The organism is Shewanella sp. 4_MG-2023, assembly GCF_030548015.1.
GTDB lineage: Bacteria > Pseudomonadota > Gammaproteobacteria > Enterobacterales > Shewanellaceae > Shewanella.
Genome location: NZ_JAUORL010000010.1, coordinates 1 through 25,198, shown reverse-complemented (window position 1 = coordinate 25,198; position 25,198 = coordinate 1). Strand labels below are relative to the sequence as shown.

Sequence of the window (25,198 nt, the reverse complement as noted above, 5' to 3'; positions counted from 1 at the left end):
CCTTATGCTGGAGTTTGAACAATCTATGCCGGTTGGCTTGGCGCATAACAATAACCTTAACGTTTAGATAAGTTGTTACTTTTGTTTGTATTTCATACTTGCAGCCCAGCGCTGGAATGCAGTATGGTGAAGCTATTAACTCAAATTAGTCAGCATTTAAGCTGTAATAATCAATGCAGTCAGTGAGCTTGGGGAAAAGTATATCATGGATAAAGTTAATATAGTGTTCGGAACAGTGTATGGAAGTGCACAATTTGTTGCTGAAACATTAACCGATAAGATCGCACAATTGGATTTTAATACCCAATTGTTTCAGCCAACTGAGCTATTGGGCTATGTTCCGGCTGAAGATGAATTACTGATCATAGTGACCTCTACCACTGGTCACGGTGACTTACCTGAAGATATTGCGCCATGGTTTAATGAGTTGCGCTCAGTAGCGCCTTATTTGCCTAAGCTTAACTACAGCGTTATTGCCTTAGGTGACTCAAGCTATGAAACATTCTGCGGCGGAGGAAAACAATTTGATGAACTGCTTACTGAACTCGGTGCAACCAGTATTACGCCGCGCCTTGAAATCGATGCCTGTGAAACCATGGAACCAGAAACAGAAGCCACACAATGGATAACAACTTGGCAAACCGCAGTAACCCAGTCGCAAGACAGTTAAGGTTATTAAGCCAGCGGTGGTTTAAATTTGCTCAGCGTCTTAGTCAGGCGCTGTTAATTCCCATCGCCATTTTACCCGCTGCAGGTGTCATGCTCGGGCTTTCTGCCAATCCCCTTCCTTTTATATCTACCGAACTCGCCATCGTGCTTTCGAATGTGGGTAATCTAATTTTTACCATGATGCCGCTATTATTTGCGATAGCTATTGCCATTGGCTTTTGTCAAGACCAAGGTATTGCCGCCTTTGTCGCAGTTTTTGGCTTTGGCGTTTATATTTCAAGCCTTGGAGCAATGACAACCCTTTATCACTTACCCTCGAGGCCCATTTGGGGGATGGAGACAATGGATACCGGAATTGCTGGTGGTGTGCTCATTGGCGCGCTGACTTGTTTGGTGGTGCGATTGAGTGAAAATGTAAAACTGCCAGCAGTGTTCTCATTTTTTGAAGGCCATCGAAGCGCTGCGTTAATCATTATTCCATTTTCCATGCTGATGGCGTTTATCTTGGCCCATATTTGGCCCACACTGGCCTATGAAATCGATTCTTTATCCTTATGGGCTGTATATCAAGAGCCTGCTGTCGCCTTTGGTGTTTATGGCGCCATTGAACGATTACTTATTCCATTGGGCCTACACCACATTTGGAACGCGCCATTTTACTTGGAAGTGGGACAATATATTGATGACGGTAAATTGGTGAGAGGTGAAATAGCTCGCTATCTTGCTGGTGATCCTGCTGCGGGTAATTTTGCTGGGGGTTACCTCATAAAAATGTGGGGACTCCCTGCTGCAGCGTTGGCTATTTGGCGTAGCGCGGATAAATCTGAACGTAATCGCGTTGCCGGGATTATGCTGTCAGCGGCAACCGCAAGTTGGTTAACTGGGATCACCGAACCCATTGAATTTGCCTTTATGTTTGTGGCGCCGATATTGTTTTTAATTCACGCCATTCTGACTGGTGTGGCCTATAGCGTTTGTGTTTTGCTTGAAGTAAAACACAGTGTGGTGTTTTCCCACGGACTGATTGATTTCAGTTTGTTGTTTGCTCAATCAAGTAATACTCAATGGATTTGGTTTTTAGGGCCATTAACGGGGTTTGTTTATTATCTTTTATTTAGGGTGAGTATTGTAGCATTTAACTTAAAAACCCCTGGGCGGTTAGAAGCTGATGGTCACGGCAATAAAGAAAGCCTACGCAGCATGATTAGTGCTCTTGGCGGGGCAGACAATATTGTTGAATTAAATGCTTGTTTAACCCGCTTACGCATTACAGTCGTGAATCCAAAACTTGTCGATAAACCCAGGTTGATGCGCTTAGGCGCGAAAGGGGTGATCAAAGTGGGGCATGGAGTACAGGTTGTATTTGGGACTAAGGCGGAAAGTTTGCGCAAACTACTGCAAAAGTACCTCGACACCCGTAAATGATTATTAAAACCTCATAAATATAGCAACTCTTTTAACTATTTAATAATTAGGTTGCTATAAAAAAATCAATTATTGATATATCTGGTTATTTAATTACATCTCCCATAAAAGCTATGTTAAAAGTAAAATATAGTTTTTAGCCAGCTGCATTTTATTTGAATGTAAACGTCATCGATTTAATTCTTGTGAGCCAATAGTTTATGAAGTCTAAAAGTAACCCAGTTAACAATACAGCAAGCCTAGAGCGAAAAATTTTGATCACTGATTGTGAAGATGCAAAAGGCCTTATCGCTAAAATTACCGGGGTGTGTTTTGCCCATAAGCTAAATATTATTAAAAACACCGAATTTGTTGACCATGAACAAGGACGCTTTTTTATGCGTACTGTGCTTGAAGGGCAAATTAACGATCAGCAGTTATTGGCAGACTTAACTGAGGTGCTGCCTTTACAAAATCACATGAAGCTGGTGGATGCAGGCCGAAAACGTATAGTCATTTTAGTCACCAAAGAAGCCCATTGTTTAGGTGATATTTTAATGAAGTCCTATTATGGCGGTTTAGATGTTGAGATCGCTGCAGTGGTGGGTAACTACGATGTGTTGCAAGGCTTAACTGAAAAGTTTGATATTCCATTTCATCATGTTAGTCATGAAGGTTTAGACCGAGCCCAGCACGAGCAAGCGATGCTTGAGGTTATAAAAACCTATAATGCTGATTACATTGTATTGGCAAAATATATGCGAATTTTAACTCCTGAGTTTGTCGCTGAGTTTCCCAATACCATTATCAATATTCATCACTCATTTTTACCGGCATTTATTGGCGCCTCACCTTATCGTCAAGCGTGGGAGCGTGGGGTAAAAATCATTGGTGCGACAGCCCACTTTGTCAATAATTGCTTAGATGAAGGGCCTATTATCAAACAAGATGTGATTAATGTTGATCATAGTTTCAGCGCAGAAGAACTAGCCCATAATGGCCGCGATGTTGAAAAAAGCGTGCTGAGTAAAGCCCTGCAGCTTGTCCTTGATGAACAAGTAGTAGTCTATGGTAACAAAACCGTGGTTTTTTAGACTTTTAATGAAGTAACAAAAAGGTCTGTCAGAGTTATCTGGCAGACCTTTTTTATATCCAATAAGGGGCTCATTTAGCTGTAAGCGTTAATAAAGCGGGCTATTGCTTATTTGCTGATAAAGTAGCAATGCCGCCACCGTTATAAGTTTGAGTGTAGCCTGCAGCGGCTAACTCATCGTTGGCAATACCGCTTCTGCGGCCGCTGCGGCAATACAATACGATGGCTGTATCTTTGGCAATATTTTGTTTATTTAACTCTTTAAGGGCGATATTAAAGGGAATATTAATCGCGCCCTCAAGGTGACCTGCGGCAAACTCTTCAGCGGTTCTTACATCCAATATCATCGCACCCTTGTTAATTTTTTCCCACGCAATAACGGGATTCATATCTTGGGCAACGCTGATTTTACTCACTGTTAATACCATTAAGCACATGGCAAGTAGGGTGAGCGCTTTAACTGTTTGCATGGTCAATTTATTACAATCTAATAGCTGCACTGTGGCTCCTTATTGATATATTTTTGCAATGCTATTGGGTTGCTTTTTCAGCTTCGGTTTTTAGACCGAGTTTTTTCATCACCATAGCGGCGGGACAAAAACCAGTAAAAGCACTTTGAAATAGATTAGCACCAACAAATGCTGTCAGCCAAATAAAATGGTGACTGACGGTAGCGGTAAGCACTAAAGATAACAGCACCATAAAGCCGGCAAAAGCCATAATTGATCTTTCAATAGACATAAGTAACTCCTTAAACGTTAGATTAGTTGTGGATCCCTTGGCGGTTTTTCATTACTGCGTAATACAGCACTGGGATAACGACCAAGGTTAAAATGGTTGAAATAAATATCCCGAAAATAAGGCTGATTGCTAGCCCACTAAAAATCGGGTCATCAATGATAAATAGTGCGCCAATCATGGCGGCAAAGGCCGTTAACATAATCGGTTTGGCGCGCACTGCAGCGGCATTGATCACGGCTTGTTCAAACGGCACACCTTCGGTTGCCTGTTGATGGATAAAATCAACCAGCAAAATTGAGTTTCGCACTATGATACCGGCCAGCGCGATCATGCCTATCATTGATGGGGCGGTGAATTGCGCCCCGAGTATTGCGTGTCCTGGCATGACCCCAATAATGGTTAATGGAATGGGCGCCATAATAATCAGCGGCACGGTATAAGACTTAAATTGTGCGACCACTAATAAGTAAATCGCAATCATACCCACCGCATACGCAATGCCCATATCGCGGAAGGTTTCATAAGTGATTTTCCACTCGCCATCCCATAGTACGGCAACTTCATCTAAGCCGTCGGGTTGATTGGCAAAGTATTGGCTCATTGGGTATGCAGCTTCACCACTTTCTTGCTCATGGTTTATTTGGCCTACCATATCAAACATGCCATACAAAGGGCTGCCTGTCGGGCCTGCCATATCGGCAATGACCATGATCATGGGCACCATATTTTTATGGATAATAGTGGTATCAATGCTGGTTTGTTTAATTGAAGCCACATCAGCAAGGGTGACCATTGCTCCTGAGGCTGAAGGGATTTTTAATAACATCACCTGATGCATATCCACCTTGGCGGCTTCATCAAGCTGCAGCCTGATTGGTGTTGGCAGGTGCAAGTTGCTTTGATAAAGGTAACTGGCATCTTTGCCATCAATTGCCGCTTGAATAGTATTAACAATACTTGAGTAAGCCACCCCAGCAATTGCAGCGCGATTACGATCAATACTCACTTGCCATTTGCTTTGCTGTGCGGGTAAATAAATATCCACATCTACAACATGCTCAGTTTGCTGAAAACGGCTCATTAAATCGTTAGCCGCTTGTTCGCGCAGCGCTGTGGTTGGCGCGTAAACTTCAGCCACAATCGGTGACCATACTGGTGGCCCTGGAGGCACTTCAACAATTTTGATATTGGCATTGTAAGCGACACCAATGGCTTGCAAAGGCTCTCTCACTGACATAGCAATATCATGACTGTTTCTATCACGTTCTGACTTTTCAACCAGATTGACTTGAATATCAGCCACTTCTTGGCTTTCACGTAAAAAGTAATGTCTCACTAGGCCGTTAAAATTCATTGGCGAGTGGGTGCCTGCGTACAACTGCAAGTGTTCAACTTCTTCAACAGTCGTCAGATAAAGTCCAAGCTCTTGTAGCAGTTTTTGATTTTGCTCAAACGGCGTGCCTTCAGGTAGATCAACAATCACCTGAAACTCCGATTTATTATCAAAAGGCAGCATTTTAAGCACAACGGCTTGCATGAAGGGTAATGACACTGCCAATGCGATTAACAGCGAAATGCCTAACGCCATAGCTTTACGCGCCTTACTGGCGTGTTCACCATCAAGAAATGGTTTCATGATGAAAGTGAAAAAGCTCAGTAATTTAGTTGAGGCTGTTTCTGTATGGGGTTGCTCATTTAGGTCACTGCTGGTGTTACCTCGGTGAGCTTTGGCATTAAGCCATTTATTACTCAGCCATGGGGTCATCACAAAAGCAATCAATAGCGAGATAAGCATGCCCATACTGGCATTGATGGGAATAGGGCTCATGTAAGGGCCCATTAAGCCAGAAACAAACGCCATTGGCAGTAATGCCGCAATAACGGTAAAGGTGGCCAAAATTGTCGGCCCGCCCACTTCATCCACAGCCTGTGGGATTAATTCTGTGAGCGGTTTATTACTCATCGCCATATGACGGTGAATGTTTTCTACCACAACAATGGCGTCATCCACTAAGATCCCAATTGAAAATATCAGTGCAAAAAGTGAAATACGGTTAAGGGTAAAGCCCCATGCCCATGAGGCAAATAATGTCAGTGCTAAGGTAATAATAATAGCGACGCCAACAATGGCTGATTCGCGGGCGCCCATAGTTAATAGCACCAATATCACCACTGCAGCGGTAGCAAAAATTAATTTAAATATCAGTGTGCTGGCTTTTTCGCCCGCGGTAGCGCCATAGTTACGGGAAACAGCGACATTGACGTTATCAGGAATAAGTAAGTTATCGAGTTTGGCAACTTTATCTGTAATTAAATTGGCAATATCTACCGCGTTTTCACCGGCTTGCTTACCAATAGCAATGGTTACAGCAGGGAATTGACCTTGCTGATTAGCATGCCAGACCTGCTGCTTTTGAATATCTCTTTTTAAGGTGATATCAGCAACATCGGCTAAATAAACCACCTTGGCGCTGGCAGGCTCAGTGATTGAGTTATTAGCGGGTATTACTTTGATAACCAGGTTTTTAAGATCGTCAACTGAGTCTAAAAACTGTCCAGTTTGAACCTTAATCTCTTGATTATTTTGGGTTAATGAACCTGTTGTTGAGACGGAATTATTACTGTTTAGCACTTGCTCAATTTGTTCAATCGTGACCCCAAAACTGTTTAGCTTACTAGGATCTAAGCGAACATTGGCAATAAGCTCATGCCTACCTTGAGAATATATCTCACGGGTGCCTGGGATACGTTTTAGTTCAGTTTCTAGTACCGTAGCGACTTTAGTGAGTTGCTCAGGGTTCATGGTGGGATCATCTGACCATAAGGTGAGACCAAAAATAGGTACGTCATCAATACCGCGAGGTTTTATCAGCGGCTCACCAATGCCTGCGGCTTGATTGAATTTATCAAGATTAGAATAAATTTTATTGTATAAATCGACAACAGCTTGTTCTCGAGCAATGCCCACTTTGAAGATGGCAATGATTAAGGCGCCGTCAGGCTGTGAGAATGAATAAAGGGTATCAACACCTTTAATTTCTGAAATAATTTTTTCGGCAGGTAAGGTAACCTGATTAGCGACTTGCGTAGGACTTGCACCTGGATAGGGGATAAACACATCAGCAAAGGTGACATCAATTTGCGGCTCTTCTTCTTTAGGGGTTATGAGTACCGCAAATAAGCCGAGTAGTAATGCCAAAATAGCCAGTAAAGGGGTGATAGCACTGGTTTGAAAGTTCTTAGCAATGGTGCCAGAAATACCTAAACGAGGTTCTGAATTAGCCATGAACTACTCCTTACTTTGGTTAGCTGCGCGCAGTAACACGTAGCGACTGGCGTTAAGGATAATTTCATCACCTTTATCAAGACCTGATAACACTTCAACGGTTTGCTGTTGCTTGTCAATTTTTCCGAGGCGAATTTGTGTTAACAAGGTGTGCTGACCCACTTTTCGGTACACGCCATCCAGATCATTGACCTGATAAAGAGCACTTAAGGGAATAATGACCACGTTGCTGGTTTTAACGGGTACCGCGATTTTAACCCATTGGCCGGTGAGTGCTTGAGGATGACTAAAGTTAATTCTTACTTGATGCTGATGACTGTTGGCATCGGCAAATTGGTAAACATTGATATCGTTGCTGATAACTTTTTCACCATTGGTTAAGGTTAATTCAAGCTGCTTAGCCGCTTGCAGGTTGGCTAAGTAACGCGAGGGAACATTAAAAGTGGCACGTAACTCTCGGGTATCAAAACCGGAAAATAATGGCTGACCGTATGAAATGGTTTCACCGAGTTCAATAAAGCGTTCAGTCACTCGGCCTTCAAATGGCGCAGAAACCACAGTGTAATTTAAACTTTGTTTTGCTTTATTAAGCTGAGCTTTTGCCGCGGATACCGCTTGCTTACTGGATTTGGCATTGGCGGTCGCTTCATCCATTTGCCCTTGAGATATGGCACCTTGAGGAAACAGCGCCGCATAACGAGTCAGTGTCGCTTGTGCTTCAAAGTTCATGGCTTCTGAACTGGCAAGCTGAGCCTCTGCCGCATTAAATTCTGCGGTCTGCTCATCACTGGTAATTTCAAGTAAAGACGCGCCCGCGGTGACCACATCATTGACATCATAATTGACCTGAATAATGCGCCCTGAGGTTTGTGCTGAAACGGTAGCGGCTTTAATCGCTTCCACTTGTCCATCAATGATTATTGATGAAACAGACTCTGTTTCAGTGACTGTTAGGGTATCAAAAGCTTTATCGGTTTTTAGTTTGTCTGTATCAGCTATAGCGCTATAGCTAACAATAGCCAGCAAAGTAGGTATTACTGCACTAAATAAAGATAAGCGTTTGTGAAAGGTTGCCATGTTCCACCTCAAAAATTTGTTTATGAGAAAATTCTAATGGACTTTAGTATTAAGCGCAATTTATTTATGAGAAAAATCTAATGAAAGTATAGCAGATATAAAAAAACCACCGATGGATCATCGATGGTTTTAAATTAATAATCGTTTTAGTTAGGCATTTTAAGCTTTGCTATAACGATTTAACTAATTAAGTTAACTATCTTTTTAGTTAAATATTAGCTTAAAAAGTGTAGTTATACTGGATTGAGAAGTAATTCGCACCAGATTCAGTGTATGCATCTATCGGTAATAAAATCGCATTTTTTTCTTCAACATGAACCTTTTCGCCAACGACCAGTGTGTAACCGAAGTCGATGCTTGATTTTTCGCTGAAGTTATAGCTAAAGCCCGCTGAATACCAAATACGGTCAGAATCAGGAATTGATAGTGATGATTGTTCATCAACGACTCCTTTATCACTTGCAATACCAGCACGTACTGTCCAGCGGTCATTGATATCGTAAGTCGCACCTAAGCTTAAGAACCAAGAATCTTTCCAATGATAATCTTTAAGGATTTGCTCTGGTGAGCTAGGGTTTTCAAGAGTAATACTGTCAAACGAGCTCCACTGAGACCACTGCGCGGTATAGTGAATTGCAAATTTTTCAGTTAGCTGATGGTAACCTGCAAGTTGTGCGATATCTGCTAATGGGATATTAATATCTTCGAATTCGGTACCCAAATACATAATGTCGCCGCTTGCTTGCATTTCAGGGCTAATACGGTAGCTTAAACCTAAACGATGATTTTCGTTGATTTCGTATGCTAAACCAACGATACCACCCACAGCCCAGCCGTCTGCTTCAACTTCAACTAACGACCCACGTGATAGCTTACCTGAGCCTTGAATAAGATCGATACCTAAACCTAAACTTAATGCATCATTAATACGATAAGACATGCTCGCATTTAGGTTGATGGTAGCTACTTCAGTGTTTCCTAATAAATCAACTGGGCTAATGGTACCTTCAACCTCTGTTAGAGGTGTTAAATCTGCGCCAGTGCCGAAGTTACTGAAAGCGGCAAAACCAAAGGCGAACTGCTCATTTACAGGGTTGATATAGTAAGCGTTAGGAATGAATTTCCCTTCAGCAGCGTTATCAATTGAGCCTAAGTCTTGACCTAAGAATTGCGCGTCTGTGACTTCAACGTTTACGTCGGCATAGGTAGCACCAATAGAAAGCGCTTTTTCATCAAATAATGCCATTGCCGCTGGGTTGCGAGCCAATACTGAAGCGTTATCTGCGATGATGGCATCCCCCGCCATTGCGCGGCCTAAACCGGTTGCAGACTGGCTGTTGAGTTGAAAACCCGCTGCGAATGTTTGAGTACTTGCTAAAGCTACAGCTGCTGCCAGTAGTGTCTTGTTGAATTTAGTCATAATTATTGCTCATCTTTATTGTCGCATATGCATGAATACTGCATGTGTTCATATCACTGCCACTTATATTTGAGCGCATCTTAGGTAACACAAGTAAGCTATACAACTCCGACCAGTGACTTTTGGTGTTGAATTTTTGTTAATAATTTGAGCTGTTAAATATAATTGTGAGAAGGTCTTACAAACCTTTGTGGGAGTTAACGCTGTAATTTCAGTGGTTTGAGTTTGATTTTATAATGATAACTTTGTTAGGTTGCTGTAATTAAGAATTGTGACTAGGGCTGCTTTTTAGCTAACATCTGTACGCTGAGTTTAGAATCTTTACTCTAGAAATGAGCCAGCCGACTAATTGTTGTTAACGAAAAAGTCGGCAGGTGTTTACTAAGGGTTAACCTTGTAAAGCACTAAAGTGACTGGCGAAAGGCTTTGAATGAGGCCACCGTCTCTGTGCTTGCAGGAAATAGCTTACTGACTAAGATACCTGCCAATGAGGCGAGCAAAAATCCAGGGACTATTTCGTACAAGTCAAAAATACCACCAGAGAGTTGTTTCCAGACCACCACGGTCACCGCACCGACAACAATTGTTGCTACAGCGCCGTTACGACTATATTGCTGCCAAAATAGTGATAGTAATACCACAGGGCCAAATGCTGCGCCAAAGCCTGCCCATGCGTAGCTCACTAACCCTAGGACACTGCTTTCAGGATTAAGTGCAATGACTGCGGCCACAATAGCAATGGCGATAACCCCCAAACGGCCCACGAGCATTAACTCTTTATTACTCGCATCGGGTTTAATCCATTTGCGATAAAAGTCTTCAGTTATTACGCTTGAACAAACCAAAAGCTGTGAATCAATGGTGCTCATGATCGCTGATAAAATTGCTGCAATTAACAAGCCGCCAACCCATGGATTAAACGCAGCATGGGCAAGGTGAATAAATACAGTTTCTGGGTTATCTAGGGGAGTGTCGGCAAAATACAAGGTACCAGCGATACCCGTTGCCAATGCACCAATCAGAGAAATACCCATCCAGCTCATAGCAATGCGACGAGATAACTTAATGTCTTTAGCGCTGCCAATGGCCATAAAGCGAGATAGAATATGTGGCTGGCCAAAATAGCCTAAACCCCAAGCCAGTAATGACACTAAGCCGATGACTGTGGTGTTTTCACTGACAAACGACAGCATGGCAGGGTCAAGTTGCTGCAGGTTTTCTTGAGTCTCAGGTTGGCTGAAGATGGCTACAGGTACAATAAGTAAGGCCACTAACATTAAACAGCCTTGGAAAAAGTCAGTCCAACTGACGGCAAAGAAACCGCCTACAAAAGTGTAAGAAACGATGATTACTGAACCTATAATGAGTGCTAAGGTGTAATCAAGGCCAAATACTTTTTCAAATAATATTGCGCCGCCAACCATACCTGATGAGGTATAAAAGGTGAAAAAGACTAAGATGGTGACCGCAGCAACCATTTTTAATACGCCTTGGTTATCATGAAAGCGATTTTCAAAAAAGTCAGGTAATGTCAGCGAGTTGTCAGCCAGTTCAGTGTAAATACGTAAACGTTTGGCGACAAAAAGCCAGTTGAGCCAGGCACCAAATATCAGTCCAAAACCAATCCAAGCTTCACCTAAGCCGCCTAAATACACTGCACCAGGTAAGCCAAGTAATAACCAACCTGACATATCTGATGCACCAACACTTAAGGCGGTGACAGCAGGGCCCATTTTTCGGCCACCCAGAATATAGTCGTCAACGGTATCTGTTTTACGATAAGCCCAGTAGCCAATCCCCATCATTAACGCGAGGTAGCCGATAAAAGTGATTAGAATGGGGGTTTCTATGGTCATGATACTTCCGTATTTTTATTATTGTGGCGCATATGCTAGCAGATGTATGAGCCAGTGCACAATTTGGGAAGTAAATTTGATGTGATAACAAGCACTCAATAAGTTTACATTGACTGCTTATTATCTAATTGATAGGAGATGGTTACAGGTTGTGACTATAACTAGATAAAGGTTTGCTCTATTTCAGATTTAACAAACTGTAAATCAGTATCTTGCTCTGCAACTAACATCATGAATGCCCCAGCTGTTTGAAAGCCCAAGCCCTGATAGTGTTGATCTGCAAAAGCTTCTTCGGTGACCATTCTATTTTCAGCCGGGACAATAAAGAGGGTGACTTTACCGTCTTTACCTTCCATCACTAAGTGCAAGCTTTTAACTCCTTGAAAGTCACAATAGGAGGTATAAAACACTTTTCCGGGCTGTTGAATGAATTTGGCGTTTTCTAAACCGCCAATACCAGCCAGTTTAAAATTAACATCTTCAAAGCCAACATTTTGATCAACCAGCATTGATTTGGGTTCATGGTATACATGAGCGAGCGCATGCTCAGCTAAGTCAACGGGGGCAAATTTTAACATGCTAAAACTTAAACCGATGACTAATGCCACGGAGGCAGCCATAGCCATTAAATAACGAGTATGCTTTTTTTGCTCCTGATGTTTATTCAGTTGCTGACGTAATAATAATTTATCTGCTAAATCATTAGGCACATCAATATTAAGCGCATGGGTAAGCTTACTGTCTAATGTTTTTAATTCACTGACTAACTTTGCATCAGACTCAGACGCAGCAATTTGTGCCAAGAAATCTTCATCTTGGCTGTTGGGGTCGTCATAGGCATGGCGACGAAATTGTAGATCATCCATTTGATTGACCTCTAACTTCAGGAGACTCTAAAGCGTCTTTTAATTGATTACGGGCACGAAATAATCGCGTCATGACGGTGTTTCTATTAAGTTCAAGCAACTCTGCAATTTCTTCACCACTAAAACCGCCAATGAGTTGCAGCAGTAATGGCTCTCGATATTCAATCTCTAATAAGCCGATCTGTTTACGTAGCCAATATTGCTCTGTTTGCTCTTCGGTAGTGGAAGACTTTTGGTCTTCAAGCAACTCTTGCTCTACATCACTGTAGTCAAACTGCTTACGTTCAAATCGACGGGCATTCTCTCGGCGCAAGATAGTGATCAGCCATGCTTTAGCTGCTTTGTCATCTTTTAAAGAGTCAAGCGCACGCCATGCACGTAAAAAGGTTTCTTGAGTGACGTCTTCAGCAACATGTTTATCGCCGATAAGCCAATAGGCATATCGGAAGATATCTGCGTGAAGTGCCCGGACGAGGCTGTCGTATCGTCGCTGTTTAGTTAACATGTCAGATATGACCGTGGGTTCGGACTTTTTATTTCGCAAGCTATCAAACATTTTTATCTTTTTGTTAAAAATATTATGTTCGATAGCTTAAAAGGTTACTGATGAATAGCAAGTATAATTATGCTTGCTATTCAATCAGTTTATTCGTTAAGGGTTTAACGAACTCAGTGCAGATGGGGAGTTTACTGCAGAATTATGACTGTAACTCTCAATGGCTTTTAATAAAGCAGCTTTATCAACAAATGTTGAAGATTGGCTGTATTTAGCCTGCTGTAATTGATGAGTTGCTTGAGCTAGCGCAGTTGATAACTGGCTAATATCAGCCAAGTTCATTGGTTTGTTTAGTAATGTAGAAAAATGCTGCTGCAGTAATGTAATGACTTGAGATACATCATTTTTATCACAGGCGAGGCTGATGACTTTGATGCTCACTCGAGCAGAGGAGGACTGAACATCAACATTTTCAGAGGTAACTGTTAGCGACTTTTGCTTACGGGCGTTTAACCACAGGGCGATTGTGATAAGCCATAATGCGGCAAATAGCAGTGTTAACCAAGGCCAAAAACCAGGATTATTGCTGGGCTGTGTAACCTCAGGTGTAATTGGCGTTGGTGCTTGTTCTGGATTAGCCGCAATGGTCACTGTTCTTGCTGGAATGGTGGTAAATTGCTGCTGACGTAGCTGCGAGTTCCACCACGGAATTGTAATTTCAGGAAGGGTAAATGTTCCAGCTTTGGTTGGCACGATAGCAGTGGTAAGGCTGTACTGAGCCACTACATGGTTTTCTCTAAGTACAGTTTGTCTAACTGGTTTTTCTGGATATGATTTCAGCGCACTTGGCATAGCTAATTCAATGTCAGGCAGGCTATTACTGTCAGCATTAGATGCGATGATATTAATGGTGCGGGTGATTGGGCTACCCACTTCAAATTCACTGCTGTCTTCAGGCCACACTTCTTTAGCGATTAATAAATCACTGACGAGCCAATCACCTTGATAGCTGTCAGGTATGGGTTTAATTACGATTTCAGTATCTTCAGCAGCAGCTTGCATCGGACGGCTTTCATTAAAGCCAAACATGCCGCCACGTCGTGGTGCTTCAACTAAAATATCACCTGAAAAACTCGCACCTTTAATGGCGAGTTTACCTGGAGTATCGGCAATCATGGCATAGGTTCGCTCAATTACGCGAAAACGGCGGCCATTAACCACTTCAACACTGTCTTGATCTTCGCCAAGCTGCTTGATCTCAGCACCTGATATTTCTGGGGCGCTAATGACACCACGCTGTAATTCAGCAGCTAAAAATAGCTTAACTTTATAGGTAATTAATTGGCCCACATAAGCTTCTTGAGTGCTAACTTCGCCTTCCACAAACAAATTGCGCATTTGCTGAGGCTGGGAGCCAGCATCTAAAACCGTTAACTCGATGGGATTAGATTGAATACCTTCCATAGTAAAGGCAGGAATAGTCACAGTGCCGCTATTTTTAGCCGATAATAATACTTGCCAGCGGGTTTCTTTACTGGAGTTGAAGTTAACGATTTGCGTGCTTCGTCCCACGCTAGTGCGGCCGACAACAAAGTCTTTTAGCAATATTGAGGTGTCTAATGAGCCTGCATTAACATCATCATCTGCGGTGACGTTTAATACAAAATACTCACCTTGCATGACGGGGTTACGGTCCACCGTTGCTTGAATGTTAGTGACCGCGAGTGCTTGCCCTGTAAAAAGAATAGCGACTAGGGCTAAAATGATTCTGTTTACCACTGTTGTTTATCCTTAGGAAGTTGGCCGTTTTGACGACGCTTTTGATATTCCAATAGCATTTTGTTTCTAATTAATACTTGTGGATCTTCACTGACTGCGCGAAGTGCTCTTTCTAAATCTGCTGGCAGCGGCTCTTCAGATAAAGCCGATGAGGCCACTGGTGTGCCAGACTCAGATTCTGGCTGTTGTTCTGATGTTTCAGCAGCTTGAGCTTGTTGTTGAGTCTTGTCTTGTTGCTCAGCAGTTTCAGGCTCAGCTTGAGCTTGGTTATCTTGACTGTTAGCTTGCATTTCAGCTTCATTATTATCGGCTTGTTGCTCATTTTGTTGAGATGAAGCTGATGAACTTTCGTCAGCCTCATTGGGGCTGTCATCTTGTTGAGAGTCACTAGATTGCTGATCCTGCTGAGAATCATTCGCAGATTGATCTTCTTGTGACGGGTCATTTTGAGACTGCTGCTGTTGAGATTGCTCAGAGCTAGACTCATCACTTTGAGATTGATCTTGCTGTGATTGATCTCCTTGAGATTGATCATTTGATGACTGCTCATCATTTGGCTTCTGGTCAGATGATTGGTTGTCATCACTTTGCTGATCCTGCTCCGACTGTTGCTCTTGTTGCTGCTTCATTTGCTCAGCCAAAGCGAGGTTTTTCTCGGCCTGAGGGAAATCTGCTTGTTGAGTTAATGCTTGCTTATAACGCTTTATCGCCTCATCAATTTTATTGAGCTGCAGTAAACTATTGGCTTGATTATATAAACCATTGGCAGAGTCATCTTGCTCAAAACCGCTTAAGGCATTTTCATAGTTACCAGCCTTATATTGGGCGCTAGCTTGCCATTGAGGTATGTCAAATTGCTCGGCAGCTTTAGAATAGTCTTCTGCTGATTGAGCCTGATTAAATTGCTCTAAGGCTTGTTGATCGGCGGTTTGCCATAAATCATCCCAGCTATTAGCTGAAGCAGGAGTTGGCTGCATCAATAAGCCTAGCGTGAGGACACTCACCATAGGCAGTACTGTAAACCTAAAACTCAGCAGTACTGGAATAATCAACAGGAGGGCAATATAAGGGCCTAAATCTTGCCAAGCTTCACCTTCAAGTTCGGTGGCTTTTGCATTACCATCATTAGCAAGCCATGCTTCGAGTTGGCCCAGTGCAGCGCCGTCTGCCCGTGCTGGTAACATTAAACCGCCAGTGGGAGTAACCAATTTATCAAGCAATGAAAAGTCAGTTTTATCAACCACGATCTCACCGGCATTATCGCGCATGAGCTGACCATCTGGCAGCTGTATTGCTGCGCCTTGTTGGCTACCAAATGCCATCACCGATACTCGATATCGACTGCCATCCAGCGCTTTTGCTGCCTGCGCATATTGGGCTGCATTAACACCATCGGTCATCACAATAATATCACCGCTGATATGCCCGCCTTGACCTAATAACTGTTGGGCAAGGGTAAGGGCGGCGGCTAAATCTGAGCCTCTAACGGGCATAATGTCCGGGCTTAAGGTTGGGAGCAGATTTAATAGGGTAGAGCTATCACGGGTTAACGGACTAATAGTAAATGCATCTCCCGCAAAAGCGATTAACCCAGTTTCACCTTCTTTTAAATTGGTTAAAAAATCGGTGGCTCGATATTTGGCCTGGGATAGTCGATTAGGTTTTTGATCGGTTGCATACATGGATAAAGACATATCCATTACCAGTACACGCCCTTGCTCGCTGGCATACACAGGCAAGCTTTGTTTATTAATGGCAGGGCCTGATATGGCAACCACAGCAATAAACCAACACAGCATTAATAGCCATTTAGGTTGTTTTTTTATTTGTGCGGATTCACTGATCAAGGTGCTGGCAAGATGAGGGGCTATGTAGTGTTGCCATGCAGCGTTATTTTTAGTTTGACGCCACAGAAACAGCCCGATAATCGTTAATGGAATTAATGCCAAAAACCATTCAGGACGGATAAAATGCAAGCTCATTATTTATCCTCCTTGTTATAACTGGAATTTACTCTTTGGGAAAGGTTCATTTGACCACGTAAGCTAATAGCTAAACTGACTAATAAAGCTAAAAATAGCGGCCAGTAAAATAACTCGCTTTGGGGGCGGTAGGTTAATTGGTCGCGACTGACTGGCTCTAATTCATCAATTTTTTGATAAATTTCTTCTAGCTCTTCGCTATTACGGGCTCTAAAGTAATGACCATTGGTCATTTCTGCAAGCTGTTGTAATTGCGCTTCATCAAGATCTGCTGACGGGTTTACTTTTTCAGTGCCGAAAATACTGCGTCTTTCCAGTATTTCAGCGCCAACACCGACGGTATAAATAGTGACATTGCGTTCTGCAGCGATGCGAGCTGCCACTTCAGGTTCTATGTTACCTGCGTTATTTGAACCATCGGTGAGTAAAATGAGCACTCGGTTACTGTCGTTAACGTTATCAAAGCGTCTCACCGCCAATGCAATTGATTCACCAATGGCGGTTTGTTTGCCCACTAGGCCAATTTGACTATCGGCGAGGAACTTTGCCACCGAGCGTCTATCTTGGGTCAGTGGCGCTTGTAAATAGGCGTGATCGGCAAATAAAATTAACCCAAGGCGATCACCATTACGGCGTTCGATAAAGTCGCCAATCACATGTTTAATAAGGGTCAATCTATCAACCGTTTTGCCTTCAACAACCATGTCTTCAATTTGCATACTGCCGGATAAATCGACTGCCAGCATTAAGTCGCGCCCTTCAGATGGCAGCTCTATAGGCTCGCCTAACCATTGGGGCCTGACAAGTGCGCACAATAAACATGCCCACATTAACCAATACAATTTACGGGATGGTTTGTCAGCATGGCTTGATATGACCTGATCAGCATTAGCGATGCCAGGAAGTTGCAGGTGACCGCCATTATTTTTTGAAACGCGCTTTGGTTTTAACAGCCAAGGTAATGGCAATAAAAGCAATAACCACGGCCATGCTATAGAGAACATGATGCCTCCTGTGGACTATTTGCTTGAGTATTTGCGCTGTTAGCGTTGCTTTTGATGGCATTAAGGGGCGCAAAGCGAGCTTTTTTAGTTAACCAAGACTTGGCTAACTTAAATAACTGCTGCTTTTCAGCTGCATTTAAGCCACAAGCTTGATAACGCTTGGCTAATAACAAGCCAATTTGGCCTTGCTCTGCTTGCGGTAACCTTAGCTCAAGCCATTTGAACCATTGGTCGCCATCAAGTTGTGCAAAATCCTGTCTGGGTAAATAACTCAAGGCAGTTCGTTTTAGTAAGCTATTAATCTGGCTTGGGTATTGACTGTCATTTATATCAAGTTGCTGTAGTTGCGCTAATGCGGCCTTTCTCGGGGCGTGATATTTGGCACGTTTTCGCAGCTTGATGAAAGTGATGACACCAGCCGCGATAATGATAATCGTCACTAGCCAATAACCGGGGGCAATGGGCAATTGTGATATTGGCTGCGGCAGCACGATATCTTCCATTTGCATTAATGCAGGGTTGATTTGAGGAGCATTCATTTAACGTAATAGTTCCAATTGATCGCTAAGACTCTTACCTGCATCGATAAAGCGGGTTTGAACTTTGAGCATTTTCATTAATTCAATAAATTGCTGTTGGCGAGCTAACTGCTCGTTTAACCAAACATCGTAACTATGGCGAGTTAAGGTAAGTTGTTGCTTACCATCACGCACAGGCAGTGAAAATCGCTTCGGTAACGCTAATGTGCCTTGTCGCAATGGATCGCTAATCACAAAGGCGCCTACATCACAATGGCGCTTAAGTTCGGTTAGCGCTGCTAAACATTCTTGGCTAAAGTGCTGACCATCGGTAATTATCCATACCAGTGAGCCGGGTTTAGCGATGCGCTGTAATCGCTGGCAAGCCCGCAGAATATGTTGGGGATCTTGTGGTAATTCATCAAAGTGATTTAATTGGTTTTGATGCACTTTGATTAATGCTGATGTGAGCTGCAAAATACCTTGTCGACGGCTGCGAGGTTTTAGCTCCACATGTTCGGTTTCACTGGCAATCAATGCGCCTAAACGGTCACCATGGTTAATGGCGTTCCAGCCTAGGGTTGCTGCAACATGGGCGGCTTGCACTGATTGCAAAAGTAAACTTGAGCCAAAAAATAAGCTATGGCTTAGGTCGACCAACAAGATAATGGGTCGTTCACGTTCTTCAACAAATAATTTGGTGTGCGCTTTACCGGTTCTGGCCGTCACGCGCCAGTCAATGGTGCGCACGTCATCACCATTTTGATAATGACGCACCTCAGCAAACTCCATACCACGACCTTTTATTAGGCTGCTTCTATGGCCCGCAAGGCTGGCTTTTGCACGGCTACGTTTTTCAGGCATTGCACGGGCAATACTCTGACAACTTATTAGCTCTTGCTCATTAAGGTTGACGCCATTACTAAATAGCGGCAACTCTTTTTCAATTGACATAGCGGTTACTGACATAGTGGCTATAACTCAACATTAAGGTACAGCCACTTGGCTTAAAATATGATTTATGACGTGATCTGCACTAATCCCTTCTGCCTGTGCCTGATAACTCAACAGTAGACGGTGGCGTAAAACATTAGGCGCCACAGCTTGAATATCTTCAGGTGAGACAAAATCGCGTTGATGTAACCAGGCTCTGGCTCGCGCGCAGCGCTCTAATGAAATTGAAGCGCGGGGACTCACGCCGTATTCAAGCCACTTGGCTAGTTCTGGGCTATAACGCTCTGGCTGACGAGTGGCCATAATAATTTCTACGATATAGCTTTCAAGGGGCTCAGCTAAGTACAGTTCCATCGCTTGTTCACGGGCAGAAAATACATCTGCTTGTACCACAGGCTCGATGGTCGGTAACTGATGAGTCAGTGCTTCGTTACGAGACTGACGCAAAATCTGACGCTCGGTATCGGCACTTGGGTAATCTAAATTTAAGTGCATTAAGAAGCGATCTAATTGCGCTTCAGGTAGCGGGTAAGTCCCTTCGTTTTCAAGTGGGTTTTGGGTTGCCATCACTAAAAAGAGTTTTGGCAGCGGGTAACTGTGTTTACCTACGGTCACTTGTCCTTCAGCCATTGCTTCAAGTAATGCGGATTGTACCTTCGCTGGAGCGCGGTTAATTTCATCGGCAAGGATTAAGTTATGGAAAATCGGCCCCGCTTCAAATTCAAAGGTACCCGTTTGAGCGCGATAGATATCGGTGCCGGTCAAATCCGCTGGTAATAAATCAGGCGTGAACTGGATGCGATGAAAGTCGCCTTCAACGCCATCACATAATGCTTTTACTGCACGGGTTTTGGCTAAACCTGGAGGGCCTTCAACCAGTAAATGACCATCGGCAATAAGTGCGATGAGCATATTTTCAGTTAAAACCGGTTGTCCCAAAATGACATTATCTAAATAAGCGCGTAAAGAATGAAATCGACTCAAAGGCATGATGATACTCAAATTTATTGTCTAAAAAACGTTATCTAATTCACTCTATGTTAATGAATTTTATTGGCCTTTGGCTAGTAGCATTAACAGAATTTCATTTTTATTTATTCGTGGTGTTCATTAGCTGCAACTAAAGGTGCGTTAGCTAGCTTTAATCGATACTTAAATATATTAATAAAGCTAATGCTCTAAAGTTTAACCTTCTGTATTTAATATATAAATCTCAATTGGGTTGTTAATTTTGTTGGAAATTGTCAGGTTATTTTCATACGGGTGTTTTAAACTTGCTAATTAAAAGTTAGAATCAGATCACACTTTTATGGTCAGACCAGATAACGCTGACAAAATGGATTTTCACTGAAAAGCCTATAAAGGCTAAACAATTAAAAGAGGGTGAACAATGAGTGATAGACAACAAGTAACCAATGCCCGCGGCGAGCGCATTGCAATTGTAGCGGGTTTACGAACGCCTTTTGCCAAACAAGCCACCGCATTTCATGGCGTTTCAGCTTTAGATATGGGCAAAATGGTGGTTAATGAATTGCTTTCTCGCTCAGAGTTAGACCCAAAAACCATTGAGCAATTAGTTTATGGTCAAGTTGTGCAAATGCCTGCTGCGCCAAATATTGCTCGTGAAATCGTATTAGGCACTGGCATGGATGTATCAACGGATGCTTACAGTGTCACTCGTGCTTGTGCGACAAGTTTTCAATCGGCAGTGAATGTGGCTGAGTCAATCATGACTGGTAATGTTGAAATTGGTATTGCTGGCGGCGCAGATTCATCTTCTGTTTTACCGATTGGCGTGTCAAAAAAGCTGGCTCATGCGCTAGTGGACTTAAATAAGGCCCGTACCTTTAAACAAAAATTTGCCATTGCACGTCGTTTGGGTTTAAAAGACTTAATGCCGGTACCGCCAGCGGTTGCAGAATATTCTACCGGTTTGTCAATGGGGCAAACGGCTGAGCAAATGGCTAAGACCTATTCAATTAGCCGCGCCGATCAAGATGCACTGGCTCATCGCTCACATACTCTGGCAACAGAAACTTGGAACTCAGGTAATTTACGCGATGAAGTGATGACGGCTCATGTGCCTCCTTATAAGCAGTTTATTGATCGTGATAACAACATTCGTGAAAACTCAGTTTTAGAGTCTTACGCGAAATTACGTCCAGCTTTTGATCGCAAACATGGTTCAGTTACCGCAGCCAACAGTACGCCGCTAACTGATGGCGCATCAGCAATTATCTTAATGAGTGAAGGCCGTGCCAAAGCATTAGGTTATCAGCCTATTGGTTACATTAAGAGCTATGCCTTTACTGCCATTGATGTTTGGCAAGATATGTTAATGGGGCCATCTTATGCTACGCCGCTAGCACTAAAGCGTGCTGGTATGCAGTTAGAAGATTTAACCTTAATTGAAATGCATGAAGCATTTGCAGCGCAAACCTTAGCCAACATGCAAATGTTTGGCTCTAAAAAGTTTGCTGCAGAAAAGTTAGGCCAAAATCGTGCGATTGGTGAAATCGATATGAGTAAATTTAACGTACTAGGTGGTTCATTAGCTTATGGGCATCCATTTGCGGCTACGGGTACGCGTTTGATCACTCAAGTATGTCGTGAACTTAAACGCCGTGGTGGTGGAACCGGTTTAGCCACAGCCTGCGCAGCAGGTGGTCTTGGCGCTGCAATGATAGTAGAAGTGGAGTAATTCTGATGGAAAAGACATTTAATTTACAACGCCGTGAAGACGGTATTGCGGTTTTGACTATGGATGTTCCTGGTGAAACCATGAACACCTTAAAAGCAGAATTTGGCCCAGAAATTAGTGACATTCTTACCGAGATAAAAACTGACGCTAGCATTAAAGGTTTAGTGATTATTTCAGGAAAATCTGACTCTTTTGTTGCTGGCGCTGACATCACCATGTTAGATGCCTGTACCAGTGTTGCTGCTGCCAAAGAACTATCACAACAAGGGCATGTGGTATTTAATGAATTAGAAAACCTCACTATACCGGTTGTTGCTGCTATTAACGGTGCCTGCTTAGGTGGTGGATTAGAGCTAGCGCTAGCGTGTCATTTGCGTGTGTGCAGCGACAGTAAGAAAACTATTATGGGTGTGCCTGAAGTTCAACTTGGGTTATTACCAGGTGGCGGGGGAACCCAACGTTTACCAAGAAAAGTCGGTATTACTACAGCGCTCGATATGATGCTAACAGGTAAGCAGCTGCGTCCGAAACAAGCACTGAAAATAGCCTTGGTTGATGACGTTGTCCCAGAGTCTATTTTGCTTGAGACTGCAGTTGCCATGGCAAAAAAAGGCAAGTCTGCTGCTAAAGTGGTTAAAAAGTCTGCTTTAAACAAGTTGCTTGAATCAACCAGTACGACTCGTGACATTATTTTTGAGCAAGCCGCTAAACAAGTGATGAAGAAAACCCAGGGTAATTATCCAGCTCCTGCTAAAATCATTGATTGTGTTAAGCAGGGTATGAATAAAGGCATGATCAAAGGCTTAGAAGTTGAAGCAAGTCATTTTGCTGAACTTATTATGTCACCAGAGTCAGAAGCGCTTCGTAGTATATTCCTTGCAACCACAGAAATGAAAAAAGAAACCGGTGCAGAAGGGGGCAAACCTCGCAAAGTGAACAAGGCACTGGTTATTGGTGGTGGCTTAATGGGTGGCGGAATAGCCTCTGTGACGACAACCAAAGCTAAAATTCCTGCTCGTGTTAAAGATATCAATGAAACCGGCTTAAGTAATGCGTTGGCTTATGCTTATAAGTTGTTAGCCAAAGGCGTTAAGCGCCGTCATATGACTCCGGCAGTTAGAGATAATCTAATGGCGTTAATGACGACAACCACTGAATATAGCGGCGTAAAAGATGCTGATATCGTAGTAGAAGCAGTATTTGAAGATTTAGCATTAAAACATCAAATGGTGAAAGATGTAGAACGTGAATGTCATGAAAATACTATCTTTGCATCTAACACATCTTCATTACCAATCAGCCAAATTGCCGAAGCGGCCAGTCGACCTGAAAATGTGATTGGTCTGCATTATTTCTCGCCAGTTGAGAAAATGCCGTTAGTGGAAGTGATTGCGCACAAGAAAACCTCTCCAGAAACCATTGCTACGACAGTGGCCTTTGCTCGTAAGCAAGGTAAGACACCGATTGTTGTTCAAGACGGAGCCGGTTTTTATGTAAATCGTATTTTAGCCTTATACATGAATGAAGCTGCGCAAGTGCTTCTTGAAGGGCAAAAAATTGAATTTTTAGATAAAGCGTTAGTTAAGTTTGGTTTCCCTGTAGGACCTATTACTTTGCTAGACGAGGTAGGTATTGATGTTGGTGCTAAGATCGCGCCGATCTTAACTAAAGAACTGGGTGAGCGCTTTGAAGCTCCAAGTGCATTTGATAAGTTACTTGCAGATGACCGTAAAGGCCGTAAAAACGGCAAAGGTTTTTACCAATACGGCAACAAGAAAAACAAAGCTAAGCTAGTGGATGAAAGTGTATATCAAGTACTAGGCATTAATAATCAGTTAAGTGGTAGTGAAATCGATATTGCTATGCGTTGTGTTGTGCAGATGCTAAACGAAGCTGTTCGTTGTTTAGATGAAGGCATTATTGCCAATGCAAGAGACGGTGATATCGGTGCTATTTTTGGAATTGGTTTTCCGCCATTCTTAGGCGGTCCTTTCCGTTATATGGATACCATGGGGATCAATAATCTAGTGTCAAAATTACGTCAGTATCAGCAATTACATGGCGAAAGATTTGCCCCTTGTGAAAGATTAGTCAAAATGGCTGATGAGGGAGCGAGTTTTTATTAGTCTAAACTAAGACTTTAAGGATTACACATTTAACAAAGCGGCAACATGATGCCGCTTTTTCATTCTAAAGTGGCAGAGATTTGCCTGTTTTATGTACGCTGCGGAATATTTTGACTGTGGCTCAATAAAAAATCCCCATAGCTTTGAGTATTTGGCTTGGTTATAATGTGACCAAAGCTAGCATTGAACACAAAAACTTAATGCTTCGAGCTTAAGAAATGATGTTAACTGAATGAATTGTAGAGGTTTCAGTGGTATTTCTAGTGTTTATTATTTCAATCTTATCGTCGATTTATCTTGGCAATTGTGCTTTTGCTCAAGGTATGGCAGTAAAAAGATGGTCATTTGCCGGTTTGTTGATGGGCCCTCTGGCTTACCCATTGTTCAACAGTCATAAATATTTATTAACCCGTAAACTAGCGGTTAGTAATGAACAGCAACAATACTTTTAGCAAATTCCGCGTATTAAAAAGGGAGCTAATGCTCCCTTTTTCTTTGCCTGTAAAATATCACTACAAGACTTAGTTCCACCATGCTTTAGCTGGGATGACCTCTAGATGCTCAAGGCCTTCAGGTAATTTAACTTTCTTACGTTGCGGCTGTGCAATTCCTAGTGCTTTTAATAAAGAGTTAAACATAATTTTATCTCCTTAAGCGATGCTTGAATTGGTGTATTTAATATAAGGGCTGCTGGCTAGTTGAGTACCCGTTTCTGAATACTTGATATATGGGCTGCTGGCTAGTTGAGTACCCGTTTCTGAATACTTGATATATGGGCTGCTAGCTAGTTGGGTACCCGTTTCTGAATACTTGATATAAGGGCTGCTAGCTAGTTGGGTACCCGTTTCTGAATACTTGATATAAGGGCTGCTAGCTAGTTGAGTACCAGTCTCTGAATACTTGATATAAGGGCTGCTAGCTAGTTGGGTACCCGTTTCTGAATACTTGATATATGGGCTGCTAGCTAGTTGGGTACTCGTTTCTGAATACTTGATATATGGGCTGCTAGCTAGTTGGGTACCAGCCTCTGAATACTTGATATACGGGCTGCTGGCTAGCTGAGTACCCGTTTCTGAATACTTGATGTAAGGGCTGCTAGCTAGTTGGGTACTCGTTTCTGAATACTTGATATAAGGGCTGCTAGCTAGTTGAGTACCCGTTTCTGAATACTTGATGTAAGGGCTGCTAGCTAGTTGGGTACTCGTTTCTGAATACTTGATATAAGG

General features: G+C 42.7%; 21 protein-coding genes. 6 read left to right on the top strand and 15 right to left on the bottom strand.

From position 1 onward, the window contains the following. The first annotated feature begins 205 nt into the window (after positions 1 to 205). The 3 genes from Q4546_RS07390 (at position 206) to purU (ending at position 3,167) form a co-directional block, all read left to right on the top strand. Positions 206 to 670 (top strand): flavodoxin, encoded by a 465-nt coding sequence (locus Q4546_RS07390; protein ID WP_303445995.1) that lies wholly within the window; start codon positions 206 to 208, stop codon positions 668 to 670. After that, entirely contained in the window at positions 622 to 2,094 is a 1,473-nt protein-coding gene (locus tag Q4546_RS07385; protein ID WP_102520703.1) for a PTS transporter subunit EIIC, read from the top strand. Before Q4546_RS07390 ends, Q4546_RS07385 begins: the two co-directional genes overlap by 49 nt. A 200-nt stretch (positions 2,095 to 2,294) precedes the next feature. Next, a complete protein-coding gene (gene purU / locus Q4546_RS07380) occupies positions 2,295 to 3,167 on the top strand; it encodes a formyltetrahydrofolate deformylase (RefSeq protein ID WP_102530720.1) in 873 nt (290 codons plus the stop codon). A 100-nt stretch (positions 3,168 to 3,267) separates the two neighbouring features. Here the strand turns inward: purU and Q4546_RS07375 are convergent, their stop codons facing one another. The 14 genes from Q4546_RS07375 to Q4546_RS07310 all read right to left on the bottom strand — a co-directional run bounded on the left by Q4546_RS07375 (position 3,268) and on the right by Q4546_RS07310 (position 20,135). Then, positions 3,268 to 3,603: a rhodanese-like domain-containing protein gene (locus Q4546_RS07375; RefSeq protein ID WP_241903493.1), complete on the bottom strand. Its 336-nt coding sequence runs from the start codon at positions 3,601 to 3,603 to the stop codon at positions 3,268 to 3,270. Between the two features lie 94 nt (positions 3,604 to 3,697). Continuing rightward, positions 3,698 to 3,907 carry a DUF2892 domain-containing protein gene (locus Q4546_RS07370; RefSeq protein WP_102437507.1) on the bottom strand — a complete coding sequence of 70 codons (210 nt, stop codon included), beginning with the start codon at positions 3,905 to 3,907 and terminating at the stop codon, positions 3,698 to 3,700. Positions 3,908 to 3,929: 22 nt separating this feature from the next. Further along, a complete protein-coding gene (locus Q4546_RS07365) occupies positions 3,930 to 7,193 on the bottom strand; it encodes an efflux RND transporter permease subunit (protein WP_303445994.1) in 3,264 nt (1,087 codons plus the stop codon). Between the two features lie 3 nt (positions 7,194 to 7,196). Then, positions 7,197 to 8,270, bottom strand: a complete 1,074-nt coding sequence (locus Q4546_RS07360; RefSeq protein WP_102530718.1) for an efflux RND transporter periplasmic adaptor subunit — start codon at positions 8,268 to 8,270, stop codon at positions 7,197 to 7,199. Between the two features lie 220 nt (positions 8,271 to 8,490). Then, positions 8,491 to 9,690: an outer membrane protein transport protein gene (locus tag Q4546_RS07355; protein WP_303445993.1), complete on the bottom strand. Its 1,200-nt coding sequence runs from the start codon at positions 9,688 to 9,690 to the stop codon at positions 8,491 to 8,493. Between the two features lie 404 nt (positions 9,691 to 10,094). Further along, entirely contained in the window at positions 10,095 to 11,546 is a 1,452-nt protein-coding gene (gene putP / locus Q4546_RS07350) for a sodium/proline symporter PutP (protein ID WP_102437499.1), read from the bottom strand. A 161-nt stretch (positions 11,547 to 11,707) separates the two neighbouring features. Beyond that, positions 11,708 to 12,412, bottom strand: a complete 705-nt coding sequence (locus Q4546_RS07345; protein WP_102475695.1) for a DUF3379 domain-containing protein — start codon at positions 12,410 to 12,412, stop codon at positions 11,708 to 11,710. Further along, positions 12,405 to 12,968 (bottom strand): sigma-70 family RNA polymerase sigma factor, encoded by a 564-nt coding sequence (locus Q4546_RS07340; protein WP_102437495.1) that lies wholly within the window; start codon positions 12,966 to 12,968, stop codon positions 12,405 to 12,407. The genes Q4546_RS07345 and Q4546_RS07340 overlap by 8 nt, the downstream gene beginning before the upstream one ends. Before the next feature lie 96 nt (positions 12,969 to 13,064). Next, complete coding sequence (locus Q4546_RS07335; RefSeq protein WP_303445992.1) at positions 13,065 to 14,687, bottom strand: BatD family protein; 1,623 nt, start codon at positions 14,685 to 14,687, stop codon at positions 13,065 to 13,067. After that, positions 14,681 to 16,669: a VWA domain-containing protein gene (locus tag Q4546_RS07330; protein ID WP_303445991.1), complete on the bottom strand. Its 1,989-nt coding sequence runs from the start codon at positions 16,667 to 16,669 to the stop codon at positions 14,681 to 14,683. Before Q4546_RS07330 ends, Q4546_RS07335 begins: the two co-directional genes overlap by 7 nt. Continuing rightward, positions 16,669 to 17,673: a VWA domain-containing protein gene (locus tag Q4546_RS07325; RefSeq protein WP_303445990.1), complete on the bottom strand. Its 1,005-nt coding sequence runs from the start codon at positions 17,671 to 17,673 to the stop codon at positions 16,669 to 16,671. Before Q4546_RS07325 ends, Q4546_RS07330 begins: the two co-directional genes overlap by 1 nt. Further along, complete coding sequence (locus Q4546_RS07320; RefSeq protein ID WP_303445989.1) at positions 17,661 to 18,212, bottom strand: DUF4381 domain-containing protein; 552 nt, start codon at positions 18,210 to 18,212, stop codon at positions 17,661 to 17,663. Before Q4546_RS07320 ends, Q4546_RS07325 begins: the two co-directional genes overlap by 13 nt. Then, the gene (locus tag Q4546_RS07315; RefSeq protein ID WP_303445988.1) at positions 18,213 to 19,160 is read right to left on the bottom strand and encodes a DUF58 domain-containing protein; all 948 of its coding nucleotides are present in this window, start codon (positions 19,158 to 19,160) and stop codon (positions 18,213 to 18,215) included. It lies immediately after the preceding gene. Between the two features lie 18 nt (positions 19,161 to 19,178). Then, positions 19,179 to 20,135 (bottom strand): MoxR family ATPase, encoded by a 957-nt coding sequence (locus Q4546_RS07310; RefSeq protein ID WP_102437486.1) that lies wholly within the window; start codon positions 20,133 to 20,135, stop codon positions 19,179 to 19,181. Between the two features lie 400 nt (positions 20,136 to 20,535). Between Q4546_RS07310 and fadI the strand changes: the two genes are divergently transcribed. From fadI to Q4546_RS07295, 3 genes are all read left to right on the top strand, one after another. Then, a complete protein-coding gene (fadI, locus tag Q4546_RS07305; RefSeq protein WP_076537168.1) occupies positions 20,536 to 21,846 on the top strand; it encodes an acetyl-CoA C-acyltransferase FadI in 1,311 nt (436 codons plus the stop codon). A 5-nt stretch (positions 21,847 to 21,851) separates the two neighbouring features. Then, positions 21,852 to 23,972: a fatty acid oxidation complex subunit alpha FadJ gene (gene fadJ, locus Q4546_RS07300; protein ID WP_303445987.1), complete on the top strand. Its 2,121-nt coding sequence runs from the start codon at positions 21,852 to 21,854 to the stop codon at positions 23,970 to 23,972. A 263-nt stretch (positions 23,973 to 24,235) separates the two neighbouring features. After that, positions 24,236 to 24,424 (top strand): hypothetical protein, encoded by a 189-nt coding sequence (locus tag Q4546_RS07295; protein WP_241904012.1) that lies wholly within the window; start codon positions 24,236 to 24,238, stop codon positions 24,422 to 24,424. Positions 24,425 to 24,622: 198 nt separating this feature from the next. Here the strand turns inward: Q4546_RS07295 and Q4546_RS07290 are convergent. Next, the coding region (locus Q4546_RS07290) for a hypothetical protein (RefSeq protein WP_303445986.1) at positions 24,623 to 25,198 on the bottom strand (576 nt) is incomplete at its 5' end.

What these genes read in the sequence shown, in the direction of transcription:
- Q4546_RS07390 (WP_303445995.1), top strand. Translation starts at nt 206, where the DNA reads ATGGATAAAGTTAATATAGTGTTCGGAACAGTGTATGGAAGTGCACAA.
- Q4546_RS07385 (WP_102520703.1), top strand. Translation starts at nt 622, where the DNA reads ATGGATAACAACTTGGCAAACCGCAGTAACCCAGTCGCAAGACAGTTA.
- purU (WP_102530720.1), top strand. Translation starts at nt 2,295, where the DNA reads ATGAAGTCTAAAAGTAACCCAGTTAACAATACAGCAAGCCTAGAGCGA.
- Q4546_RS07375 (WP_241903493.1), bottom strand. Translation starts at nt 3,603, where the DNA reads ATGTGCTTAATGGTATTAACAGTGAGTAAAATCAGCGTTGCCCAAGAT.
- Q4546_RS07370 (WP_102437507.1), bottom strand. Translation starts at nt 3,907, where the DNA reads ATGTCTATTGAAAGATCAATTATGGCTTTTGCCGGCTTTATGGTGCTG.
- Q4546_RS07365 (WP_303445994.1), bottom strand. Translation starts at nt 7,193, where the DNA reads ATGGCTAATTCAGAACCTCGTTTAGGTATTTCTGGCACCATTGCTAAG.
- Q4546_RS07360 (WP_102530718.1), bottom strand. Translation starts at nt 8,270, where the DNA reads ATGGCAACCTTTCACAAACGCTTATCTTTATTTAGTGCAGTAATACCT.
- Q4546_RS07355 (WP_303445993.1), bottom strand. Translation starts at nt 9,690, where the DNA reads ATGACTAAATTCAACAAGACACTACTGGCAGCAGCTGTAGCTTTAGCA.
- putP (WP_102437499.1), bottom strand. Translation starts at nt 11,546, where the DNA reads ATGACCATAGAAACCCCCATTCTAATCACTTTTATCGGCTACCTCGCG.
- Q4546_RS07345 (WP_102475695.1), bottom strand. Translation starts at nt 12,412, where the DNA reads ATGGATGATCTACAATTTCGTCGCCATGCCTATGACGACCCCAACAGC.
- Q4546_RS07340 (WP_102437495.1), bottom strand. Translation starts at nt 12,968, where the DNA reads ATGTTTGATAGCTTGCGAAATAAAAAGTCCGAACCCACGGTCATATCT.
- Q4546_RS07330 (WP_303445991.1), bottom strand. Translation starts at nt 16,669, where the DNA reads ATGAGCTTGCATTTTATCCGTCCTGAATGGTTTTTGGCATTAATTCCA.
- Q4546_RS07325 (WP_303445990.1), bottom strand. Translation starts at nt 17,673, where the DNA reads ATGTTCTCTATAGCATGGCCGTGGTTATTGCTTTTATTGCCATTACCT.
- Q4546_RS07320 (WP_303445989.1), bottom strand. Translation starts at nt 18,212, where the DNA reads ATGAATGCTCCTCAAATCAACCCTGCATTAATGCAAATGGAAGATATC.
- Q4546_RS07315 (WP_303445988.1), bottom strand. Translation starts at nt 19,160, where the DNA reads ATGTCAGTAACCGCTATGTCAATTGAAAAAGAGTTGCCGCTATTTAGT.
- Q4546_RS07310 (WP_102437486.1), bottom strand. Translation starts at nt 20,135, where the DNA reads ATGCCTTTGAGTCGATTTCATTCTTTACGCGCTTATTTAGATAATGTC.
- fadI (WP_076537168.1), top strand. Translation starts at nt 20,536, where the DNA reads ATGAGTGATAGACAACAAGTAACCAATGCCCGCGGCGAGCGCATTGCA.
- fadJ (WP_303445987.1), top strand. Translation starts at nt 21,852, where the DNA reads ATGGAAAAGACATTTAATTTACAACGCCGTGAAGACGGTATTGCGGTT.